The sequence below is a fragment of the Sediminibacterium sp. genome (genome assembly GCF_051861365.1).
In the GTDB taxonomy this organism is placed as follows: domain Bacteria; phylum Bacteroidota; class Bacteroidia; order Chitinophagales; family Chitinophagaceae; genus Sediminibacterium.
On record NZ_JBHYCW010000038.1, the window covers coordinates 1 to 24,122 of the forward strand.

Here is a 24,122-nt window from a genome sequence, read left to right on the forward strand (position 1 = left end):
CTTCAGTAGATTTAAGAGATAAATTCTTTAACTCACTTAAGATAGTAGAGTGACCTCCTGTAAAATTGCACGAAGTTCAACCCTTTAATTTCTCCCTCTCCTCACTTATTTTATAACATGGATAAGTCAAAGGAGGAGATTTCAGGAAACCCCAAAAACTGTTCAAAATTTTATAGGAATACATCATCAACATTGTGTTCAAATATTAATTAAACCAGTTGATTTAAGATAAGACATTTATACTCATTTTCTTCGCTGTATCAGATCCCTTATTTTGGATGCACTTTCATAATCCTCTTTGGCTAAGAGGTCATTGAGAAGAGATTGAAGTTCTTCCAGTGTATATTCCGAAACAGAGCCTCTCAAAAAACTAAACTTTTCGAATTCTTCACTAATTGCTGCCTTATGTAACAGAGGTTCGTAAATGAACACGGGGCAATCAAATCTTATTGCAAGCGCAAGTGCATCACTAGCTCGAGCATCTACTTTTTTTTCTTTATTTTCAAAATCAGTTAACACCAACCAAGCTTGAAATATTTCATCAACTATGTTATGAATAACTACCTCTTTTAATGTTGCCCCTAGTTGCGTAATTGTGGTTTTGAAAAGATCATGTGTAAGTGGTCTTGGCAATTCCATCCGCTCTAAATATATCGCTATTGCTTGAGCTTCAAAAGTGCCAATAATTATAACAAATCTTTTTTTATCAATCAGATCTTCAAGAACTAATGAAAAATTTCCTGGTGATGATTCACTGGTGCTCAGCGCTAAAATTTGAATTTCCCTTTTTTCCAACTTTTATAATTTTTCAAACATTTAATTACATCATTATAAATCTGCAAAGCTCATCCAAATCATCAAAAGGAGCAATAACCTGTCCATCTCCCAATAATTTATAAATTCCATTTGATTCAATTTCTATAGTATACCCCTTTTCAATTTGGATTTTGCTTGAACTATCATCAAGAACTTTAATTCCATAAGAAATTAAAGCATTTAGCAAGTTTTCCTTTTTTCTCATATCAGAAGATATTCTCAATAATGACTTTTGTCCCATATGTAATACATAGGGTAGATGAAATAAATACCAGTATTATTTGAAGTTTGACATTAGCTATAATCTTTTTATTAAATGGTAAGCTGAAAGTTCCAGCTGCAAATGTCATACCAGTCACTGAGCCCAATCCAAATAACAACAGATACAGAAGGCCATTTCCAACTGTAGTAGAATCACTCATTACTAATAAAATTAAAGCTCCACTTCCTGCCAGACCATGAAATAAACCAATTAAAAAAGCAGGCAAATGTGACCCATTGTTTACAGACCCATCTTCATGAGTATGAGTTGCAGCCATCGAATATTTTCTTTTGTACCATTGAATTATCCTGTGTATTCCAAGGCTGACCAATACTACACCCACTACAGCTTCAAAATAACTGAACACAGAAACAGATATATTAAACTTCATCAATAAAACAAGCGTACCCATAATTAGAATAGTGGAGGTATGCCCAAGTCCCCAAGATAATCCATCTTTTAATGCCTTGATTGATTTATCTCGATTGGTAACTATATTACTTACTGCCAAAATATGATCTGTTTCAAATGCGTGTATAAATCCCACGTAGAGTGTTAATATGATTGGTATATTATTCATGTTATATTTTATAAAATAAAATTCGATGATTTCCTGTATCTGCAGTAATCAAAAAATCCACTGAAGCATTAACTGCAAAAGGCCAGTACATTTCATTATTAATATTGCTTTTCATACTCAAAGAAGTTTCACCATGTGTTTCAAAATTTGGCTGTCCAATCTGCAATGAACCAGATGCATTATTTGTTGATGGTATTTTATCATGAAGAATTAATCTGCTATTCCCCGTATCGGCAATTACAATACCATTATTAAAAAAACATGCATCGTATACCCAATTTAAAGTATGAGCACTTGGCTTCAACTGGTATTGATTCTGGCCGCTATCATTGATATCCTTTTGACCCATTACCAGATCAGGTGGATTATTAATAGCATTTTTCCACTGCTCCCAGTACAATACTCTGCAAAATTGTGTATCAGAAATCAACATATCATTATTGTGTCCAACTTTTATTGAATATGGCCAGACCGCATTATTATTATCATAATCTTTCTCAAAAAAATTATTCTGCCCAATCACTTCACTAGCATTAGCAAAATTTTTAGAAGGGATTTTTTCAAAATACAATACTCGACGATTTCCAGTATCAGCAATCCAAAGTTCTGAGCCATTACTATAAACACCATAAGGCCAATTCAATGTATTATTGTCTGGAGACTTTCCTATACCTTCAATGTTCGGGAGATTACTATTGAAATCTTTTTGACCAATTACTATGTCCGCTTCTTGGAAATTTTTAGTTGGCATTTGATTCCAAACCAAAACTCGATGGTTCCATGCATCTGCAACTATTATTTTTTCACCATTGGTCCAAATGCCGGATGGATATTGCAAAGAAGAGCCTGAGACCTCTTTACCAGCATTACGATCCATCTGATGATCATCTTTTTGTCCCAAAATGACATTTGGCTTTTGAAATGTTTGAAAATTAAAATCATGCCATATAAAAACTCTGTTTTGACCTGTATCTGAAACGACTAAGGTGTTATCATGCATAAATACCCCTCGAGGAGCAAGCAATGGATTATCCAACTGCCCATAAAATTCTGCTATCTTTTTAATTTTATTCAATTATAATTATTTCAATTAACATATACGTGGTAATTGTTCACCAGGCAACATATTGACAACACGCTTACCGCCTATGCTACTTTCAAGTATTACCTGTCCAATATGTTGATCTGTGATACTCCCCATTATAGATGCCATTTTCCCGTTTTCATCATTTTTAAGAAAATCAAGGACTTCTTTAGCAATTTCTTTTTTTACAACTAAAATAAATACACCTTCGTTAGCCACATACAGCGGGTCAAGTCCAAGCATTTCGCATGCTCCACTTACCTGCTCTTCCATAGGAATATCTATCTGTCGAATATCGATTCCTTGTGAACCATCCTTTGCTATCTCATTAAGCACTGAAGCCAATCCACCTCTAGTAGCATCTCTAAGAAAATGAATATCCAATCCGAACTTATTAAGTAATTTTTCAACTGTAAAATTCAAGTTTGTAGTATCACTCACAATATCAGTTTCAAATTCTAATCCTTCTCTCTTACTCATGATAGCAATGCCATGTGCCGCTAAATTCCCACTCACAATAAGAACATCTCCTTTTTGAATACTGGACAACCCAATTCTGGCGTGTTCATGAACTAACCCTATTCCGGAAGTATTGATAAAAATCTGATCACCTTTCCCCTTCTCTACCACTTTTGTATCGCCAGTTACAACTTGCACTCCTGCCTTGTCGCAGCATTTTTTAATACTGTCAAGTATTTGCCAAAATGTTTCCATTCGCAAACCTTCTTCAATAATAAACGCCAATGATAGATATTTAGCCATTGCTCCGCACATAGCAAGGTCGTTTACAGTTCCATTAATAGCAAGTTCTCCAATATCACCGCCCGGGAAAAAAATAGGATTTACTACATAACTATCTGTACTGAAAGCAAGTTGTCCTTTCAAATCAAATATAGCACCATCATGCTTTTGATTAAGCTGATCATTTTTGAGTACATCAAATACACCACTACTCAATAATTTATGCGTCAATACTCCTCCACTACCATGTCCTAAATTAATGGTATCAAAATCGAATTTGGGCATGGGACAAGATAATTGCATTTTTATATTAGCATCCATTGAAGCTTATTTTTGAGGGGAACCTAAACAAGTACATCTACATTACTAAAATGATAATAGGCAGCGCAAGCCCCCTCGCTGCTCACCATGGGAGCACCAAGTGGATTCAGTGGCGTGCATCTTTTTCCAAATTGCGGGCATTGATTTGGTTTTTTGATACCTCTTAAAATTTCCCCTGCAATACAATCAGGACTTTCTTCTGCTTTTTCAAGTTGAATATCAAACTTAACATTAGCGTTATATGCTTCTAACTCCTTTCTCACTTCGTAGCCACTATAAGGAATTTCACCAATACCCCTCCAGTCACGATGAGTAATTTCAAAAACCTGCTCAATTACCTTGACTGCTTCCGGATTACCTTCTGGCTTTACTACCCTACTGTATTGATTTTCCAATTTATTTTCACCGTTCTCCAGTTGTTTTATGAGCATTGTAATACCCTGAAGTAAATCTACAGGCTCAAACCCGGTAATAACAATAGGGAGTTTATTTTTTTCTACAAGGGGATAGTAATCTCCAATTCCCATAATAGTGCAAACATGGCCTGCAGCAAGGAAACCCTGAACAATATTTGTTTGATCATTTACAATGGCTTCAATAGCTGGAGGTACTAAAACATGAGAAGTAAGTATGGAGTAATTCTTTATCCCTTCCCTCTTCGCATGTAATACACTGAGTGCATTGGCAGGTGCAGTTGTTTCAAATCCAACTGCAAAAAACACCACTTCTTTATCAGGATTTTGTTTTGCAAGAGTAACTGCTTCTAGTGGAGAATAAAGTATTCTAACATCAGCACCATTTGCTTTTGCTTCGAGTAAACTATTTTTACTGCCTGGGACACGAATCATATCACCATAGGAACAAAGTATAACATTTCTTTCCATTGCAAGATAAACAGCTTTGTCAATCAAGTGTAATGGAGTAACACATACCGGACAACCCGGACCGTGCACCATAGTAATGTTGTCAGGCAAAAGACCAATAATTCCGTTTTTTACAAGACTATGTGTTTGACCACCACATACTTCCATGATTGTCCATGGCCTTGTAGTAATCCTATGCAATTCAGAAATATATTCCTTTACAACCGAAGCATCCCTATATTCATTAATAAATTTCATAGACGATTCATTAATTTTTATCTACCTGTGTATGTTCTATAAGTTCATCGATTTCGCCGATTTCCTTAAGGTATTCAAATGTCTTTGCTGCTTCAGCTTCATCAATTTTACTTATGGCTACTCCTACATGTACAAGAACATAATCGCCAATATCAGCTGCAGGCAACATCTCTAGCGAAGCTTCCTTAATGATTCCGCCAAAAGAGACCTTTGCCATGCGTACCATCCCATTGTGAATGGTATCAATACTTTGAATTTTACCTGGAATTGCTAAACACATAGTATTAAAATTTATCTTTTTCTGTTATCAATAATTGATTTTCTGGTTGTTCTATAGTAACATGATTTCTAACATCATTCAAATCGATAATTAAGGAGCTATCAATCTGTCGATCAACGTAAACCATCTGCCCAAATGAAATATTTTCATCATTAGGCGGTAATTGATCGTGAAAAAAAAGTTCTAACTTTTTTTGAAGCAACTGTTGAAGCATATCAACGAGCAGACTATTCTGAAATACACCTCCACTAAAAGCTACCTTTTTGACACCAATATTACCAGCTATAATTTCGACAAGATGAACAAGCGAAAAATGAAATTTTGCAGCAATAAATGAGTTAGTTTTATTTTTGTGAATATCCCGTATGATTGAACTGAATAAAGAACTAGTGGAGATTCGGTAGTAGTGAGCTCCTTCCATAAAATAACTCTCACCGATATCATAACCATATTCATCAGTATACTTCTCGGCAAGATCCTGTAAAAGCATAGCTGCCTCCCCTTCATAACTTTGCTTATCTGATAGACCTAGTAAAGAAGCAACAGCATCAAAAACTCTGCCCAGAGAACAGCAATTGATTTTCGTTCCTGTTCCAAGTAACTTTTTATAATAGGACCATTCAACATCAGTAAATTTCTCTTTCAACAAAGTATCACTCCCTAATACATCATCACAAATTGCCATAGCAGAAAGCCTGGGCTCTCTTGACATTTTATCATAAAGTACTTGAGGAAAATAGTCAAAATGATAACACCTCAGCATACTGTTATTCTCAAATTTAAAAAATTCACTCCCCCATATTTGTGCATCATCACCAATTCCTGTTCCATCCCAAATTACTCCAAGGATTGATTCATGACTATCGAGAAGTGAATGCTCTGCAAGGACTGCTGCAAAGTGTGCCTTATGGTGTTGAACCTGATTAAACGGGATAGCATGAATAGTAGATATTTCCTTCGCTAACTGAGTTGAAAAATAATCAGGATGATTGTCTGACACAATTTTCTCAGGTTTAAATTGCAACAGATCAGTCAGATTTTTCAACGAATTCCGATACATTTCTTGAGCCTCAATTGTACCCGTGCTACCAAGATACTGACTTACAAATGTTTTTTGACGAGTTTGAAAGGTAAAGCTACTTTTCATCAACGCTCCTGTAGCAAGAATAGATTTATCTTGATTTTGAATATACCCCAGAAAATTCGGAGCTAAGCCTCTTGCCCGGCGGATAATAATTTTTTGATTTGAATATCTGGCGAACTTGATCACACTATCATCCTGTGCTGCTACAATCTCTCTGTTATGGCTCAAGATAATATCTGCAATGTGATGTAGATGGGTCAAAGCATCTATATCTCGAAATAGTATAGGACTTTCACTGATATTAGCACTGGTACAAATCAAAGGTTTATTGAACGATTCAGCAATCAATTCCAATAGTGGTGAATTTGGAAGCATACAACCCAGATGGGAAAGGCCAGGGGCAATATCATCTATTGCAAGTTCACTATTTTTTTTGCTTTTGAGAAGTAGAATTGGAGCGACAGATGATTGAAGACATTTCTTTTCAGATTCACTCCATTCTACAAAAGTTTTCATCTGTTCCACTGAGTGGAACAATAAAGCAAACGGTTTAGCTTGTCGCTGTTTGCGCTTTCTTAATAATTGTATACTACTGGAATTAGTCGCATCACAAAGTAATACATATCCCCCAACACCTTTTACCGAAACGATCTTACCCTCTTTGAGAAATTGTTGAATTATCTCCAAGATCATTTCCGGGTTTAATGTTTCTGTCTCTTTACCATTTTCAAACAATTTCATTGAAATACTGCATTTGTGACAAGAATTAGTTTGAGAGTAAAATCTCCGGTCACTAACAGTGCTATACTCATGACTACACGTATCACAGATTGAAAAATTTTTCATCGAAGTATTCAATCGGTCGTAAGGAAGTTTTTTGGTTATTGAAAATCTCGGACCACAATTTGTACAAGTTATGAATGGATAATGAAATCTTCTGTTTGAAACACTATGCAGTTCAGTTCTGCATTCAAAACACAATCCAAAATCTGGAGTTAATAAAAGATCTGGAATAGAATTAACATCACTCTCAATTATTTCAAAAGAATCGAAAAGTTTATTATCGGTTTTAAATAAAGTATACTTTCTAATTAAAGCAAAAGGAGGTGGAGCACTTATAATTCGATTAAGGAATTGATTTGCCTGATATTCAGTACCATTGAATTCAATATGTACCCCATCAGTTGTGTTATTGATCCAACCATTTAATTTAAAATGAAGCGCTAGCTGCACAACAAATGGTCTCATGCCAACTCCTTGTACTATACCAGTCAGGTGAATATGATATGTATGAATGTTTTGCAAATGAACTTAGGTTGTAACTAAATTTTGTTTTTTCTCACTTACTTTTTGTTTCAGCCAACTACACCATTCATCTATTCCCATACCGTTTAGGCTACTTATAGTTATAACCTCTATATCAGGATTAATCTCCCTTGCATCTTTTGTAACAGCCTCTACACTAAATGGCACATAAGGCAGAAGATCTGATTTACTTACCACCATCAACTCACTAGTCAAAAACATTCGTGGATATTTTTTGGGTTTATCATCACCCTCTGTGCTGGCAATTAATGTAATTCTGTAATCTTCCCCAAGATCGAATGCAGCAGGGCAAACCAGGTTGCCAACATTTTCAATAAATAATATATCCAGATGCTGATAATCAAAATGATCTAGTGCTTGTAATATCATCTGCGCTTCAATATGGCACATTCCTCCAGTTACAATTTGTAAACAATCAATTCCTGACTCCCTGATTCGAATAGCATCTCTTTCTGTTTCGGGATCACCTACTAAAACACCAATATTCAAAGTATCTTTTAATTTTTTCCCTGTTTCCTGCATCAATGTTGTCTTACCACTTCCTGGAGAAGAACATATATTTAATACTAGCACATTATAAGGAGCAAGTTTCTCCTTAATTGCTTTTGCAACAAAATCATTTGCCTTCAATAGATTCAAAGTGGTATTCTCACATTGTACACTTCCAACTGGAGCTCTGTTACTTTTGGGTTGACTCATAGCTTTTAAGTTATAAATTCAATTTTACTGATTAATAATTCTTCCCCTTGTATCACGTTGCGGGAGGAAGACTGGCAATATTTACAAATAAATTTATATTGACTTACAATAGTCTCCTGATTACATGAATCACAAAATATTTTGATGGGTAATACTTCAACATTAAGTATTGTATTTCTATATTTAGGGTCATCTTCCTTCACTGCCTCAAATGCATTTTGCATTAAGATAGGTTGTACGTTACTCAACTCTCCTACAGTTAAATAGATATTTCGGATTTCGCTGAATCTGTCGGGGAATTCAGCCTCAAGAGTATTAAAAATATTTCTAACAAGTGATATTTCATGCATGGAACATAGTCATAACTAATGAACCTTGAAAATAAGTCAACATAGACTAGAAACAACATATAAAATGAGTCCTTAGAAAATATTTTCTAATTTTGAGTTTCTGCCTTGAGCGCTTCTAGTCTTTGAATATCATTCTTAGCGCTATTGAGAATCTTCTCATCATTACTAAGCAGGATGATTTCATTAGCTACATTCATCATTTCGTTGAATCGATCTTCGTCAAATTCCTCCTTATTTCCAACAAACCAGCTAGCTTCTAAATAGTTACAGAGCGTTAAAACACGTTCTAAGGGATATGTTGCTGTGGTTCTAATATCCAATGCTTCCCTATACCAGGCAAGTGCCTTATCGAAGTTGTCTGTATGCAAAGCAGCCGGATATTTGGTATAGGCATTCCCCATACTATTACAAATCATTGCAAACTGATAAGGAAAATCAATCTTATTATAATAATTGAGTGCCTCGTTGAAAGATGAAACTGAAACAGCAGCCCATACCCCTTTCTTCTTTACCTCGTCTGGAATTTCTGCATAAACTTTCCCTAATTGATGATGAATTTCAGCAAAAATATCTGGATAATCCTCTTTGGTAAATGTCTTCAATGCTGCCTGATATGATTGAACTGCTGCCCGATAGAACTGAGGATTCCCATTTTGTGCCCATGTTTGGAGTAGATTTCCCTTTGAAAATTGTGCTTGGGCTAGAAGCTCAAGAAGTTGTTCCTTTTCAATTATGGTAATTGCCCTACTGATATAACCCAGCGCTTCACTAAAACTTTCGCTAATTGTAGCAATATAAGTAGCATCCATCAAAATCATTGCAGCTTCTGTCATCCTACCATTCAACTCATAATATTCTAGGCATTCCCATAATGTAGTCTTCAATTCTCCTAGTACTTTAACATCATAAGGTACTACTAAATTTTTCTGCCATATTTTACAAAGAATATCTTTAAATGCAATGCATATTTTAGGAGAATCACATTCATTTAAAATAGTATTGATGATATTCAGTGCTTTTGCTTCAATATTCTGATCAAGATAAAATTGTGCAAGATGATACGCAGTGAATTGTCTTCTTGATTTTTCTTTACTACAGTTAATGGCAGATTCATATGCCTCTGCTATATCTAAACTTGAAGCGCTTTCATTCTGTGATCCATAGTGGATTGCAATTGCTTTATTGTGCAGATTTTCAAAGGAATCAAATTGCCATTCATATCCTTGAAATGGTACTGAATTTTGGAGTCGGTTTAAAATATCAACAGTTTGTAATATATCCGGATATTCTTCTAAGATCTCATAGGCCTTCTCGTAATTATTTAGTTTGGCATAAATAATCCCTAGTAAAATTTTATCCTTATATGAAACACTAGGAAATAGAACTGGTGGTTGCAGATTCTCCCAGTCGGGTAACACTTCAATTATAGAAGAAACTTTAATTGTAATTGCATCAGCGTCTTCAACGGATAAATTGACTAATTCATTTAGTCTATCCTCCTGATTAATCAGATTTTTTACTGATTCTCTTAGTTCTGTCGAAACAAATATTGTAATCATAATTTATGAAAAATGTACTGTCAGTATTTTCATTTTTTCGTCTGCATTAAATTCCAATGACCTATCACTACTATCCAGTTCGTTGTCAATCAGCATTTCTTCTAACGATATACTTCTGTCACCTTTACTGTTTTTGAATTTCAGCATACTCATAGAAGTTTTATGCAGGCCTTTAAAAATATCATCATGCTGCGATGCAATCATCAATATTTTCTTGACATCATAATATACCCAGTTTACCTGAGAAGAAAACCCAAAAATACTTTCAACGATCTCGTTGCTGATGATCAAGTGCCTGTTTGTAAGTGTAATCAATGTTGAATTTTCTTAGATTGCTTAAACTATATACGAGAGTTCTTCTTTAAGAATGATTTGGACTACTTTATCTCCAGCTTTTTTTACTTCGTCACTCAATTCCATATCTAATTTTGTATTTTCAATTGCTATCAGGTATACTTGTATATCTTCAGGGTAATCGCTCTGCATAATTTTTTTTGCATAGCTCAATGCCTGATCCCACTTTATACTATGCAAGAAAACCATGGGGTCTTCTTGAGGAGCCGTCATCACTTCTTGTGCAGGCACCTTGTATAAGGTCCCAATCTGCTCTCCTGTATTTACGACTGCATCCACCAAAATTATTTTTTGATGACCTTTCAATTGGTAAAGTACTTCAAATGCACTTGTACCCATATCTAATATTGAAATATTGGGTTCTTCACCGACATATTTCCTTAGCTGGTCTATAACATAAATACCAATGGCGTCATCACTTCTACAGGGATTCCCAAAGCCCATTATGGCTGTTGCTTTACTTCTCATTCTGATTCCAATATTAATGTAAGGAGAGTAGAAATTCGTGGTAAAAGCTAAAAAAAATTTAGTTACCTCAAAGAAAAAGCCCAACTTTCGTTAGGCTTTTTCTTTTGATATTTATGAATTTAGAGCTTGAACTTAGCTAATTGTTTACCTGTCTTGGCATCATGTGCATGCACCGTACAAACCAAACAACTATCAAAAGAGCGAGCCACCATACCAACTTCAACTGGATCGTTGGCATCTTCAATTTCAATTCCTTCAAGGGCTGATTCAATAGGGCCTGACTTTCCTTCGGAATCATTTGGACCTACATTCCAAGTGGTAGGTGCCATTACCTGATAATTCTTTATCACCCCATCTTCAATTTCGATCCAATGTGCCAATGCGCCACGAGCCGCTTCAGTAGCTCCAAAGCCCTTACCATCTCTTTCTTCAGGCTTGATATAAAATTCATCATCGAGCCTGATTTGTCTTAACCAAGTATCAATATTATCATACAACATTGGAGCTTCATGCACACGCGCCAATGTTCTTAAGAACACACTCGGTCCCATTTTATCCATGGCATCCTTAATAAGAAAGTCCTTGGTTTGGTGCTCTAGATTATTTGGTTTTGCATACATTAAACATCTTGACAATGGGCCAGCCTCTGCAGCATTATTCATATATCTAGGAGCCTTTGACCAGCTATATTTTCCACTGAAATCAGTCTCTTCAAGATTTTTTGAAGTTACTGGAGTTGGTATAGGTTCATCCCATGGGTGAGCTGCTTTGTGATCCTGATACCAGCTATGCGTAACATGCTCTTTAATCTGCAAATGATCGAAGTCGCTATACTTTTTTGAATGACTGTCATAGTATCCTGAAGGACTAATCAAAGCATCATTTCTACCTTCAATTGTTGGATTATTATATTTGTCCTTGTGCAAATAAGTACCATAAGCCACATAATTTCCACAACCCTGACCAAACTTATCAAGTCCAAATTCTAATGAAGCCCTAATGAACAGCCCCAAATCACTATTACGTTGGCTTTCATTTTCGTCTACCCACGCCATTAAGTCGTCCCAACTCTGTACCCTTCTGTATTTTTCAATAGAACAACCCAGCCAAGTGGTTTCAAGCCAGTCATTCCTGAATTGATTCATAATGGAATGTGCCCTTGTAATATCCTTTAAAGTAGGGGCGCACATTACACCTCCAGGGACCATATAGCTACTATGCGGCCACTGACCTCCAAAAAGTGCATACACCTCAACCGGTCTACCGCTGGCAGTAACTCCTGATTGAAATGATGTACCTACATAGGCAGCAAATCTTTTTACAACTTCATCGTAGAGTTTTTTGTTTGCAAATTTTTTATTTGCCATATCTGTTGCAAAGATGGCATAAAACCAACGGGGTATACTCTGGATTGTTTCAGTAGCCTGACCTAGTGCCCTTAAAAGTAATGCGTTAGGAGGAAGTTGTGTCTTCCATGCCGTATCTAAAGCTGAGGATGCACAATATAAATGCGATCCACCACATATACCACAAATACGTGGGGTTACAATTAATCCGCTTTGCGGATCTTTGCCCTGCATGATTCTTTCAAAACCACGAAACATCGCAGCCTGCGTGTGTGCGCGGGTAACAACTCCATTTTCCATGTAGACTTTCACATCCAAATCACCCTCAACTCGACCAACTGGAGATATATTCAGTTCTTTTACTGTAGACATATTCTTTATTTGAATTTTATTTGAAGATTATTTACTGGTTTCAAAATGTTCCTGTTCTGTTCCCATAACCCGTTCTATAGATCCCATTACCTTTTCAACTCCGGCTCTTGAATAATAGCCAAGTTTGGAAACACCAGTTGGTACTTCTTTTGGCAAGAAGCCTAGATACTTCATGGTTTTAAACACAGAACCTTTTACAAGATCGTTATGTGGGAAGCCTGGCTCTGTACAACCCAGACATGGATGATTAGCCCTGGTCTTACTACTTGTTCTGTTCCATAAAATTCTGTTACAACTTGCTCTGGTCATTGGTCCACGACAGCCTACTTCATAAAAGAGACATCCGCCTCTTTTACCAAAGCCACCATCCATTTTTTGGGCAAAGCTGATGGCATTAGGACATCCAGTTTGTACAAAATCTGTAAAGAAAGTTTTAGGACGATGAAATTCGTCAATCAAAACATCTCCAATTCTACCTGTAGAAATGGCTACCAAAATTTGAGTAATCCAATCTGGATGCGCAGGACAACCAGGAATATTAATAACAGGTAGTCCGCCTTTTGATTTATAATCAGCTCCAAGGAAACCTCCTTTTTCTTTTTTTAGAAACTGCATACCTGTACTTTCACTAGGATTAGGTGGTACTGCTGGGATACCTCCCCAAGTAGCACAATCTCCAATGGCTACTACATAACCAGCTACTGCTGCAAGTTCTTTCACCCAATCTTTCATTGGTCTGTCGCAGAAATAGTTCATAGTCCCTGTTCCATTCGGTCCCTCAATTATAGAACCTTCATAAACAAGAATATCCATTTGTACTTTACCTGCCAAAATATCATGTAAAAGATGAGTTACCTGATGGCCAATCTCCAAACCTATGGATGGATGCCATAAAATATTGACACCGAAATCCACAACCAATTCTACAACCGTAGGTTCCTCAGCATTTAAAAAAGACATTGTGTTACCACTACAGGCACCACCTTGTAACCATAAAACATTAGCCATAAGCAATCGTTTTTATACTGTTGATTTAGAAAATTATTTCTAAATCTAGAAAGAATTTTCTAACCTAGCAAATTTTTTATATAAATCTTTCGGGGACAATAATCTCATGATAAATGGAAGCCCCTTTTTTTGAAAAATTTGGATAAAGAAGATTCCATAAACAATTTTTGTATAATTTCTCTGTAACTGGCATTTGTCGTAGTATTTGTTGAGGAATCCAGCTGTTGATCAGAATCAGTAGACTGTGGGCTAGTAAGTCATAATTTCCCTTTACAGGCTCGGGTTTGAAGATTTCATCTTGCTGACAAACTTGAATTTTTCGTTTTAACTGTTGTAGAATTTTATTATTGACAGTGAGCCATTCTTTTTGAATCTCCGGATGGTTGCGTTCAATTTCCCAAGTATTATTGAAAGTAAACCGATTATGTTCATAAAAGAAATAGAGTCGGGAAAACAAAATATCAAACCCTTGTAAATGCTTATGGTTAATATATTGAGATAAAATTGATGACAATTCTTCAAAGAGATTGTCATACACTGCCTCAACTATTGTCTCTTTGTTTTTAAAATGATAGGCAAGGTTACCAACACTGATGCTACAGGCATCTGCAATTTGTTGTAGCCTAGTGTTAGCAATACCAGTTTCAAAAAAAAGGTCTTTGCTTTCGGCTATTATTTTTTCTTTTGTACCACTCATAATTAACTGAAATTAGTTTGGAATAATTTCATATTTAATACTAAAGTTCCTCTTTGATCCTTTGCTGCCTGTCTGCGCATATAATGTGCAGTCAGGAATGCTTTTTTGGGGCAAGACATATTAACAATCTTGCGCTTTATGAATTTCAGGGGAATAAGGTGGTGGGCAAAAATGAGATAGATATTCCATTCTCCATTCCTGCGTTCTACATTTTCTATTACTGCGGTATTTTGAAGCCAGAAATCTTCATTAATAAATGTTGCATCCTCATTCATTCCATTTACTTCAGTAGAGGAAAATCCATCAATATACTTCAACATGGAAGCATATACTTCAGAATCAATTTTAAATCTCGAAAACAATTCTAAAATTTATTTGCTTGAAATTAGAAAAAATACTCTAAAGAAACATTAAAATTATATACCCCCAGATAGCTGATGATATTCTCTGGTACCCATATCGGTAAAAAATGGATTTAGAATACCCCAAATATCTTCCAAAAAATGTTGTAATAATACATCATTCTTCCCTTCGGTTTTTTTAATATAATGCCACATATCAATCATAGAGCGCAACTGCCATGCAAGATAATCTTGCTGTTGGTCAGTCAACATTATCATTGACCCCCTTGCACAATTAAATGCAATCATCATTTTAATTTGTGCAGATTGCCACATCAGGTGTTTGGAATGTTTGGTTTGTATCTCTGGAAATGATCGTAACACCTCAAGCATATCAGCATAAAAGAAAATATGCTCTGACTGTTGCATATATATTTCAATCAAATAACAGTTGATGTCTTCAAATAATGGAACCACCCTAAACTTATTCAATAACCCTTCTTGATTTCTTCTTAACTCATCATAAAGATCTTCAATGATTAAATCTTTATTTTTGAAATGATACGCAAGATGGCCTACACTCACAAAAGCAGCATCTGCGATATGTTGTAGACGTACATTCACAAATCCTTTTTCATTAAAGAGTTTTAATGCGTGATCCTTTATATGTTTTTTTGTAGGCTTCAAATGATGAATTGATATATTATGCCAATGAAAAGAGCCAATTTGATCTCCAGTAAAGGAATTCTTAAGATGTTATTTCATTTTTCATATTCAGTAGTTCTGGTGCATTTAAAATAAAGAGCTGGAGTTATAATAAATATTTGTCTCAGTAAAACAAAATAATTAGTTCATTACCTAGTCTTTATTTGAGTGGCTCAATTTATGTGATTCTTTTAAATTTATTTCAATACCCTTCATATTCCCCCGTAGCTTTATTTTTTAAACACCCTTATTTGAGATGAAAAATTAGAAATCAAAGCTATTCCCTTCACATTTTAATTCAATAGACTTATCTTATAACATAGATAAGTCAAATCAGAATCCTGAAAGGGAAATCACAAAATCTGTGTACCCTAAATAAAAAAGCATTTGTGTGGGCAAGAGAAGGCGTAGTGGCAAAATATTATTATATTAGTAATGTTGATTTGTAATTATTTGGACCAAATAAAGTGTACCCCACTGTGTACCCCAAATAAAAAAAGCCTCATAAATTATTGATTTACAAGGCTTTTTGTTACAGTTTGTGGTGTGGGGCGAACCCGAACAAACTGTCACAGGTGGTACAGTAGGTGCGGATGGTGTAGCAGCTGCAATAACAGATACGTTTGCAGTTTCATTTGGACAGCCCACTGTATTATCTGAAACACTTATTGAATAATTCCCAATGGCAGAAACAGTAATATTCGAAGCCGATGAACCTGTATTCCATAAATACGTATAAGGTGGATTACCGCCACTCACTGTAGCGTTCAATGTAACACTTGCTCCATTACACAATGCAGGTGTTGCCGGATTGATGGCAACTGTCATTGGTGAAACCGTATACACACGAATCGTATCTCTTCTTACTCCTGTACAAGCACCCGTACCACTCACTTCATAATCAATAAAAGAAGGTGCTCCTGTTGTAGGTGTTACTGTAACTGAAGTAGTATTGCTCGTTGCACTTAAATATCCATTATAAGTACCAGATGCCCCCGGAAAAATGGAGCGCCAGTTTACAGATGCAGCAGATACACCGGTAACACTCATGGTGCCCGAACAATTTTGTCTCAATACAATATCTGCAGAACCTTTAATAATACTCGATGCAGTAATGGTATAATTCACCTTATTACCACCCGGCTTACAAAATGAAATACAAACAGTGCTTAACCCAGTGATACAAGCAGGAGTTCCTATCGGAATCAATGGACCGCAATTAATTGAATAGAAACTTGCACCCGTTAACTGATCTGCATTAAAGTTTAATAAATCAGAACCTGCGTTCAGGGTAACATTAAAACGAATACATCGATCGTCTGCACCAGCAGTTCCAACACACGCAGTCCCATCTCTTGCTGCATTGAGTGTCCATGATGTGTCTTTTGCCGCAGAAAAATTAATGTTATAAATAGGAGAAGTACCGGTACCACATTGCCCATTCGCTATTATTGAGGATAATAGAGCCGAAACCAGAAAACAAAATCCCAAAGCCTTTTTTAAAAAGCTTTTTGTGACGATGGTCCTAACATTATAACCATCTGTTTTTTGGGTATTGGACATCTTATATTTCAACACCCGAAAATACGAAAATTCAAGCTGATCGGATGTCCTAGCCGATTACTTACCCCTTCGTAAATCCAAATTATGTACATAAGCTACCCGCAATGCATTGATATTCCGATACTGATTACCGGCAGCAGTCTGGATAAATGTATTCAGATAACCAAATTGTAGATTGTTATTGTTATCAAATGCGTAGTTCAAGCCTAAGAACAATCGGTTTTGGTCGAAGTAATTATTCACGATCTGTTTGCCGAAATTGATATGCAATTCATCATTCACAATTGCTGATAACTTCTTGGGTATCAACCCTTGTGGATGTAATGGGATTTGATAGAAGAAATTATAACGCAACCTGAAATTAAAAGCATAACTATCAGCCAGCTCTGTATTATTGAGATATCGTCTGCGATAACGCTGCTCCAAACGGATATACTGCATCAGCCTCGTTCGCTTATTCTTCGTAAACCATTGCACTTGCTGCCAAGGACGATGTTCCGGCTGGGAGACTTTGACATTGTCATTTGGAGGGTAGTTATTGATAAAACCATAACCCAATGTTAATCTTACATTGTCATCAATAAAATAGGTCAGTCCTACCCGAGCAATCCCGGTTGAAAAATCACTGACCAATTCTTCCCGTGTACGGATCTGGAAATCGCCCCATAACCCCCACTTATTACTCAATCGGGTTTGATTGAAATAAGCCAGCCATGTTTGCGAAGCATGAGAAGTGTTCTTTGGCTGTGCCAGTACAGCTGTTGCCAACAAGATGGCAACTAGTGATAATTGTATCTTCATTTTCATCTAAAACAGATTGCTGATTTATTGTAAAACTTCCAATGCTTTTTTAATCGTTTGATCAGTCTTGTTTTGCACTTCATAATATCCCTGCGTTCTCCATATCTGACGTGCCATCATCAGCTGAATCGTTTTCAAGAGTAAGGTTTTATCTTTTGAAGAAGCTCCGTTTAAACGGATACTATCTTTTGCAGCAAAATCTACCAATTGCTTCCATTCTGTTTCACCCGGATTGAATTGTTTGTACAAATCATCCGGTGTTTTGAATGACTTGAATTTTTGCGCATCCTGCAAGTAAAGACGATACACAAAATTATTCATGGTGCTTTTGTAATACATCGCAGTTAATGCTGTATCCAATTTTGAAGTATCGTAAGGCACGAACATATCCGGTGTAATGCCTCCCCCACCGTACACGATTTTACCTCCGGGTGTTTTGTACGATTTACCCGATGGCTTTACCGTATCTGCCTTCACCAACTCTCCATTGTGCCAACGATTCACCAATTCTTCTTCATACTTCGACTTACCCTTATCGTAGGCTTTCTGAATACTTCTACCCAATGGCGTAAAATATCTTGCGATGGTTAATCGAACGGCACTTCCATCAGACAATTGAAATTGCTGCTGTACCAATCCTTTCCCGAAAGAGCGTCTGCCTATAATGGTAGCTCTGTCCCAATCTTGTAATGCACCACTCAACACTTCACTAGCCGATGCAGAAGTTTCATCTACCAGTACCACCAATTTTCCTTTTTCAAACAAACCATCTCTTTTACAACGGTATTCCATTTTGGGAACATGCTCCCCTTCTGTATACACAATCAACTTATCTCCATCCAAAAACTCATCCGCAATATCTGTTGCCTCCTTTAAGAGTCCACCACCATTCCCACGCAGATCCAATATCAATTCCTTCATACCCAACGCTTGCAATTTTTCCAGTTGCTGCATGAACTCTTCATAAGTAGGTTCCCCAAAACGATTGATCCTGATGAATCCGGTTTCCGGTGTAATCATGTAAGAAACATCCACGGTAGGAACAGGGATAACACCTCGTTGAATCGTGACTTTCTTTTCTTCCTGTCCTCTCAAGATATTCACCTGCACTTTTGATTCAGCAGGTCCACGTAATATGGCGCGCACATCATCGGGTTTGATCTTTTTTCCTGCAATCACAATACTATCATCCACTTTGATCAAACGATCGCCCACCATGATCCCCGCTTTCTCCGAAGGTCCCCCCTTCATCACATTCATTACATGTACGGTATCATTCAACAATTGAAACTCCACACCAATACCCTGAAAATTGCCCATCAATTCTTCATTCACTTCCATCAGGTCTTTGGCAGGAATATATACTGAATGGGGATCGAGACGAGACAGTAACTCATCAGCAGTAACCTGTGTAATGCTATCTACTTTTACCGGGTCTACATACTTATTCCTGATCAGTTCCACCAATTCCTGTAAGGCCGTTCTTTTATTGATCGTTAAAAAGCGGCTCCCCTGGGTTTTATCCCTTAATTGATATCCAATGATCATACCCAAAACCATCACTACAGAGAACATCAACGGCAACCAAACCTTTACTTTATTATTTCCCATACGGCAAATATCTGAAATTCAAGCCTAACTAAAGCGGATGTTCCTGATAAACGGCTAACAGCTATTAGTATTGAAACATTCAACAAAACAAGCGGCATTTTCATTAAAATTTTCGTACTTCGTGGCTTGTTGACATAATCCGTCTTCAAAATTTGTTTATGCCTGTAAGATTAATCGCCGATAGTGGTGCCACTAAATGTGAATGGTGTGTATTGGAGAACGGAAAGAAGAAGAAAACCATTTATACACAAGGAATCAGTCCTTATTTTCTATCCGGACCGCAGATCATCAGCCTGTTGGAAAAGGAATTACTCCCCAAATTAAAAAACATCACTGTTCAAGAAATCTATTTCTACGGTACGGGCTTGGGTAATCCCAATAATGTCAAAATTGTTAAAGCCGTCTTCAAAAAATTATTTCCGAAATCAAAAACAGAAGTACAAAATGATCTGCTCGCCGCAGCTAGGGCTTTATGTGGCAAATCAAAAGGTATTGCCTGTATTTTGGGCACCGGCGCCAATTCCTGTTTTTACAATGGAAAGAAAATTGTGAAGAACAGTCCGGGTTTGGGCTATATTTTGGGTGATGAAGGAAGTGGCGCGTATTTGGGCAAAAAAGTAGTGCAATATTATCTCTACAATACTTATGATGAAGAACTAAAAGCACGTTTTGAAAAGCGTTTTATGGTGACTCCCATGGAGATACTGGAAAACGTGTATAAAAAACCATTGGCCAATAGATACCTCGCCTCCTATGCCATATTTCTCGCAGAGAACCGTGGTCATTATATGATCGAGAATATTATCGAAGATGGACTCAATGATTTCTTCTTCACTCACTTATACAAATACAGAGAAAGCTGGACACATCCCATTCATTTTGTGGGAAGTATTGCATTTGGTTTCAAAGATGTATTAAAAGAACTTTGCAGCACTTATGAACTGGAACTGGGAAGGGTATTGAAAGCCCCGATGCAGGGCCTTATTGAATATCATCGCTAAAAAAGAATTATGGCTGAGTTTATTAAAGTTACCGAACAGGCATCTACATACAGACATTTAGAAAAAATGTCGATTCAAGAGTTGTTGATGAACATCAACAACGAAGACAAAATGGTTCCACATGCCGTGGAAAAAGCCATTCCCCAAATTGAAAAATTAGTAGCTGCTATTTCTGATAAAATGCTGGCCGGTGGACGTCTATTCTACATCGGCGCCGGTACCAGTGGTAGATTGGGTATTGTAGATGCGAGTGAATGTCCGCCAAGTTTTGGTGTTCCTTATGGTTTGGTAATTGGTTTAATTGCCGGTGGTGATAAAGCCATTACACAAGCGGTTGAATTTGCAGAAGACAGCACCGAACAAGGATGGGCTGATCTGCAAAAACATTTCATCAGTGATAAAGATGTGGTAGTTGGATTGGCCGCAAGTGGCACCACCCCTTATGTCATCAGCGCTTTGAAAGAATGTCGCAAAAGAGGCATCATTACGGGAAGTATCAGCTGTAATCCCAATTCACCGGTATCCAGAGAAGCAGATTTCCCGGTAGAAGTAGTCGTTGGACCTGAGTTTGTGACCGGTAGTACCCGTATGAAAAGTGGTACCGCGCAAAAATTGGTATTGAATATGATCTCTACTTCAGTTATGATTCAACTCGGACGAGTAGAAGACAATAAGATGGTGAATATGCAATTGAGTAATGTGAAGTTGGTAGATAGAGGTGTAAAAATGGTAATGGACAAACTCAAGATCACCGAATACGAAGTAGCCAAAGACCTGTTGTTAAAACACGGAAGCGTGAAGAAAGCTGTGGAAGCAGCAGGCGCATAGAACAGAAGAATGATGAATGTTGAATGATGAATATCGAAGTATTTCATTATTCGATATTCATCATTCAACATTCGATATTTTTCCGGCATGCACAACATCGAACCATTTTATAACTGGCGTCATATCTATGTTTCGGAGGAAGACAGTCGTTCTCCTTTTTTTGGGCGCACGTATAGTGAGTTCGAGTTCTCACAAACGGTTTACAATTATTATATCCATCCACAGTGGGATGATTTTGGGAGTAAGACTTTATACCTGAAGATCATCTATGCAGATTATGAATTGAATTTTGCGGTCATTGAATTGATCGGCGAATGGAATGATGCCATCGAGAATGATATCATGGAACTAAAGCGTGAAGTGATGGATCTTTTGTATAAACAAGGCATCGTTAAATACATTCTCATCGCTGAAAATGTACTCAATTTTCATAGCAGTGATAAAGAATATTATCAGGAATGGTATGAAGAACTGAGTGAAGAAAATGGCTGGGCGGTTGCATTGAATATGAGTGAGGCTGCACAGTATGATTTCAAAAAGAAAAAACTGAATTATTATATAGAATTAGTAGATCTACCTGAATGGCGGACTTATAAGCCTTATCATCTTTTCAAAAAGATTGATGATATGCTGATGAAGCGGCTTGATTGATTGAAGCTGTAGATGGGACGCAGATTTTTATGATTGGTTATGATTGATCATAAATAATCATAAAAATCTGCGTCCCATCCTTCGCCTACAATCCTAAATTATGTTTAGATAATGTTTGTTGCGCTATTTCATATCCCGCATCCGCATGTCTGATCACACCCATACCCGGATCATTGCGTAATACTCTCGCGAGTCGTTGTGCAGCAGCATCAGTACCATCAGCTACAATCACCATTCCGGCATGAATGCTATACCCCATGCCTACTCCACCGCCATGATGCAAACTTACCCAACTGGCACCACCCGCTGTATTGACCAATGCATTCAAGATGGGCCAATCGGCTACTGCATCACTTCCATCCAACATCGCTTCTGTCTCTCGGTTGGGTGATGCAACAGATCCTGTATCCAAATGATCGCGACCAATCACGATTGGGGCTTTTACTTTTCCGGTTTTGACCAGTTCATTGAATGCCAATCCCGCTTTTTCTCTTTCGCCTTGTCCCAACCAACAAATTCTTGCCGGCAATCCCTGAAAGGCAATTCTTTCTTTAGCCATTTTCATCCAACGCAACATCGATTTGTTTTCAGGAAATAACTGCATGATCAATTCATCCGTAACAGCAATATCAGCAGGATCTCCGCTGAGTGCTGCCCATCGAAACGGCCCCTTTCCTTCACAAAACAATGGACGGATATAAGCGGGCACAAAACCGGGAAAATCAAAAGCATTTTTCAATCCATGTTCAGCTGCACGAGCGCGTAGGTTATTACCATAATCAAAAGTGATGGCGCCGGATTGTTGCAATTGAATCATCAATTCAACATGCAATTTCATACTGTCATATGCTAGTGCAATATAGGCATCGGGATCTTTCTCTCTCAATACATTCGCAGCTTGATTATCCAGCGTATGTGGAATATAACCAATCAATGGATCATGCGCAGATGTTTGGTCTGTTAATACGTCTACTTTTATGTTTCTTTCGATCAGTCTTTGTAATAAGGTAATGGCATTACACAACACTCCAATACTCAATCGTTCTCCTTTCTCACGCGCAGCAACCGCATGATCGATGGCTTCATCTATAGAGCTATATTTAATATCCAAGTATCGGGTTTCTATACGTTTATCGATACGCCATTCTTCTACTTCTGCGCACAATGCAACACCATCACACATGGTAATGGCCAAAGGTTGAGCACCACCCATGCCGCCCAATCCTGCCGTAACACTCAAAGTTCCTTTCAAAGAACCCCCGAAATGTTTATCGGCTACTGCTGCGAAGGTTTCATAGGTACCTTGTACAATGCCCTGCGAGCCGATATAGATCCATGAACCTGCGGTCATTTGTCCATACATCATCAATCCCTTCTGTTCCAATTCTGTAAAATGTTTCCAATTCGCCCAATTGGGAACGAGTTGAGAATTGGATAATAATACACGGGGTGCATCAGGATGTGTTTTTAAAACCCCTACAGGCTTACCGCTTTGGATCAAAAGTGTTTCATCGTTCTCTAATTTTTTCAAAGAAGCAATGATTTGATCCAAAGCTTCAATATTTCGCGCAGCTTTTCCTCTCCCACCATACACAATGAGCTCTTCCGGTCTTTCCGCCACAGCGGGATCCAGATTATTCAGTAACATACGTAATGCCGCTTCCTGAATCCATCCTTTACAATTCAGTTGTGTACCAACTGGGGTTTTGTACTTGGCATAATCATAAGCAATCGTTGCAGACATAGGGTTGTTTTTGGGTGGGTCAAAATACGGTATTTTATCTTTGATTTTTTGATCTGGAGAAGAATTCAAAAGTCAAAAGTAAAAATTCAAAAAATCAAGAAATCAAAGATCAAAGAATCAGACTTCAAAAGTGATTTTAGTATATTTGATAAAAACCAATAGTCATGGGATTACCTGTAAATAACAAGAAAGGCGGTAAGGCCGGCGCGAGCGGGCCAAAAAATGCTGCGCAAGCTTCTAAATTCATCGCCAAACCCGGTGCCAAAGCGGTAGGTGTAACGAAAAAACCGATTAAGACAGGTGGATCGAGAGGAAGCTGATCTTTGATTTTTTGATCTTTGATTTTTTGATCTTTGATTTTTTGATCTTTGATTTTTTGATCTTTGATTTTTTGATCTTTGATTTTTTG

26 protein-coding genes are annotated in these 24,122 nt (G+C 37.1%); 3 read left to right on the forward strand and 23 right to left on the reverse strand.

What is annotated here, in order from left to right; translation table 11 throughout:
- Window positions 1–243: 243 nt before the first annotated feature.
- The 21 genes from ACTIEV_RS13885 to ACTIEV_RS13985 form a co-directional block, all read right to left on the reverse strand.
- Window positions 244–795, reverse strand: coding sequence for a bifunctional nuclease family protein (locus ACTIEV_RS13885; protein WP_178888526.1), 552 nt, complete (start codon window positions 793–795; stop codon window positions 244–246).
- Between the two features lie 25 nt (window positions 796–820).
- Window positions 821–1,021 carry a hypothetical protein gene (locus ACTIEV_RS13890; RefSeq protein WP_178888506.1) on the reverse strand — a complete coding sequence of 67 codons (201 nt, stop codon included), beginning with the start codon at window positions 1,019–1,021 and terminating at the stop codon, window positions 821–823.
- Between the two features lies 1 nt (window position 1,022).
- Window positions 1,023–1,658 (reverse strand): hypothetical protein, encoded by a 636-nt coding sequence (locus ACTIEV_RS13895; protein WP_439516693.1) that lies wholly within the window; start codon window positions 1,656–1,658, stop codon window positions 1,023–1,025.
- 1 nt (window position 1,659) lies between these two features.
- The gene (locus ACTIEV_RS13900; RefSeq protein WP_430895113.1) at window positions 1,660–2,733 is read right to left on the reverse strand and encodes a hypothetical protein; all 1,074 of its coding nucleotides are present in this window, start codon (window positions 2,731–2,733) and stop codon (window positions 1,660–1,662) included.
- 15 nt (window positions 2,734–2,748) lie between these two features.
- Window positions 2,749–3,804 (reverse strand): hydrogenase expression/formation protein HypE, encoded by a 1,056-nt coding sequence (gene hypE, locus ACTIEV_RS13905; protein ID WP_295194375.1) that lies wholly within the window; start codon window positions 3,802–3,804, stop codon window positions 2,749–2,751.
- A 23-nt stretch (window positions 3,805–3,827) separates the two neighbouring features.
- A complete protein-coding gene (gene hypD, locus ACTIEV_RS13910; RefSeq protein ID WP_178888503.1) occupies window positions 3,828–4,925 on the reverse strand; it encodes a hydrogenase formation protein HypD in 1,098 nt (365 codons plus the stop codon).
- A gap of 10 nt (window positions 4,926–4,935) precedes the next feature.
- Window positions 4,936–5,205 carry a HypC/HybG/HupF family hydrogenase formation chaperone gene (locus tag ACTIEV_RS13915; protein ID WP_178888502.1) on the reverse strand — a complete coding sequence of 90 codons (270 nt, stop codon included), beginning with the start codon at window positions 5,203–5,205 and terminating at the stop codon, window positions 4,936–4,938.
- Between the two features lie 4 nt (window positions 5,206–5,209).
- On the reverse strand, window positions 5,210–7,594 hold the full coding sequence (gene hypF, locus ACTIEV_RS13920; RefSeq protein ID WP_322195416.1) for a carbamoyltransferase HypF: 2,385 nt from the start codon (window positions 7,592–7,594) through the stop codon (window positions 5,210–5,212).
- A gap of 6 nt (window positions 7,595–7,600) precedes the next feature.
- The gene (gene hypB / locus ACTIEV_RS13925; protein ID WP_178888500.1) at window positions 7,601–8,314 is read right to left on the reverse strand and encodes a hydrogenase nickel incorporation protein HypB; all 714 of its coding nucleotides are present in this window, start codon (window positions 8,312–8,314) and stop codon (window positions 7,601–7,603) included.
- Between the two features lie 5 nt (window positions 8,315–8,319).
- Window positions 8,320–8,664: a hydrogenase maturation nickel metallochaperone HypA/HybF gene (locus ACTIEV_RS13930; RefSeq protein ID WP_178888499.1), complete on the reverse strand. Its 345-nt coding sequence runs from the start codon at window positions 8,662–8,664 to the stop codon at window positions 8,320–8,322.
- 86 nt (window positions 8,665–8,750) lie between these two features.
- Window positions 8,751–10,223: a hypothetical protein gene (locus ACTIEV_RS13935; protein ID WP_178888498.1), complete on the reverse strand. Its 1,473-nt coding sequence runs from the start codon at window positions 10,221–10,223 to the stop codon at window positions 8,751–8,753.
- 3 nt (window positions 10,224–10,226) lie between these two features.
- Window positions 10,227–10,538 carry a hypothetical protein gene (locus ACTIEV_RS13940; RefSeq protein ID WP_178888497.1) on the reverse strand — a complete coding sequence of 104 codons (312 nt, stop codon included), beginning with the start codon at window positions 10,536–10,538 and terminating at the stop codon, window positions 10,227–10,229.
- Window positions 10,539–10,559: 21 nt separating this feature from the next.
- A complete protein-coding gene (locus ACTIEV_RS13945; RefSeq protein WP_178888496.1) occupies window positions 10,560–11,045 on the reverse strand; it encodes a hydrogenase maturation protease in 486 nt (161 codons plus the stop codon).
- Between the two features lie 119 nt (window positions 11,046–11,164).
- On the reverse strand, window positions 11,165–12,763 hold the full coding sequence (locus ACTIEV_RS13950; protein ID WP_178888495.1) for a nickel-dependent hydrogenase large subunit: 1,599 nt from the start codon (window positions 12,761–12,763) through the stop codon (window positions 11,165–11,167).
- 27 nt (window positions 12,764–12,790) lie between these two features.
- On the reverse strand, window positions 12,791–13,771 hold the full coding sequence (locus ACTIEV_RS13955; RefSeq protein WP_178888494.1) for a hydrogenase: 981 nt from the start codon (window positions 13,769–13,771) through the stop codon (window positions 12,791–12,793).
- 76 nt (window positions 13,772–13,847) lie between these two features.
- Window positions 13,848–14,468, reverse strand: a complete 621-nt coding sequence (locus ACTIEV_RS13960; protein WP_178888493.1) for a TetR/AcrR family transcriptional regulator — start codon at window positions 14,466–14,468, stop codon at window positions 13,848–13,850.
- A 2-nt stretch (window positions 14,469–14,470) separates the two neighbouring features.
- Window positions 14,471–14,830 (reverse strand): hypothetical protein, encoded by a 360-nt coding sequence (locus ACTIEV_RS13965; protein WP_439516694.1) that lies wholly within the window; start codon window positions 14,828–14,830, stop codon window positions 14,471–14,473.
- A 54-nt stretch (window positions 14,831–14,884) separates the two neighbouring features.
- Window positions 14,885–15,496, reverse strand: a complete 612-nt coding sequence (locus ACTIEV_RS13970; protein WP_430895092.1) for a TetR/AcrR family transcriptional regulator — start codon at window positions 15,494–15,496, stop codon at window positions 14,885–14,887.
- A 447-nt stretch (window positions 15,497–15,943) separates the two neighbouring features.
- Window positions 15,944–17,077, reverse strand: a complete 1,134-nt coding sequence (locus ACTIEV_RS13975) for a SprB repeat-containing protein (protein ID WP_439516695.1) — start codon at window positions 17,075–17,077, stop codon at window positions 15,944–15,946.
- 57 nt (window positions 17,078–17,134) lie between these two features.
- Window positions 17,135–17,884 (reverse strand): DUF2490 domain-containing protein, encoded by a 750-nt coding sequence (locus ACTIEV_RS13980; protein ID WP_439516696.1) that lies wholly within the window; start codon window positions 17,882–17,884, stop codon window positions 17,135–17,137.
- A gap of 18 nt (window positions 17,885–17,902) precedes the next feature.
- Window positions 17,903–19,489 carry a S41 family peptidase gene (locus tag ACTIEV_RS13985; RefSeq protein WP_439516697.1) on the reverse strand — a complete coding sequence of 529 codons (1,587 nt, stop codon included), beginning with the start codon at window positions 19,487–19,489 and terminating at the stop codon, window positions 17,903–17,905.
- 158 nt (window positions 19,490–19,647) lie between these two features.
- On the opposite strand from ACTIEV_RS13985, the gene ACTIEV_RS13990 reads away from it, so the two are divergent.
- From ACTIEV_RS13990 to ACTIEV_RS14000, 3 genes are all read left to right on the forward strand, one after another.
- Window positions 19,648–20,490 (forward strand): N-acetylglucosamine kinase, encoded by an 843-nt coding sequence (locus ACTIEV_RS13990; protein ID WP_178888441.1) that lies wholly within the window; start codon window positions 19,648–19,650, stop codon window positions 20,488–20,490.
- 9 nt (window positions 20,491–20,499) lie between these two features.
- Window positions 20,500–21,318: an N-acetylmuramic acid 6-phosphate etherase gene (gene murQ, locus ACTIEV_RS13995; protein WP_250685291.1), complete on the forward strand. Its 819-nt coding sequence runs from the start codon at window positions 20,500–20,502 to the stop codon at window positions 21,316–21,318.
- An 87-nt stretch (window positions 21,319–21,405) separates the two neighbouring features.
- Window positions 21,406–21,969: a hypothetical protein gene (locus ACTIEV_RS14000; RefSeq protein WP_439516698.1), complete on the forward strand. Its 564-nt coding sequence runs from the start codon at window positions 21,406–21,408 to the stop codon at window positions 21,967–21,969.
- 85 nt (window positions 21,970–22,054) lie between these two features.
- On the opposite strand, the gene hutU is transcribed toward ACTIEV_RS14000, so the two are convergent.
- Together hutU and ACTIEV_RS14010 are read right to left on the reverse strand one after the other, a co-directional pair.
- Complete coding sequence (gene hutU, locus ACTIEV_RS14005; protein WP_439516699.1) at window positions 22,055–23,713, reverse strand: urocanate hydratase; 1,659 nt, start codon at window positions 23,711–23,713, stop codon at window positions 22,055–22,057.
- A gap of 136 nt (window positions 23,714–23,849) precedes the next feature.
- Window positions 23,850–24,122 (reverse strand): hypothetical protein (locus tag ACTIEV_RS14010; RefSeq protein WP_439516700.1); only part of this gene is annotated, 273 nt, incomplete at its 5' end.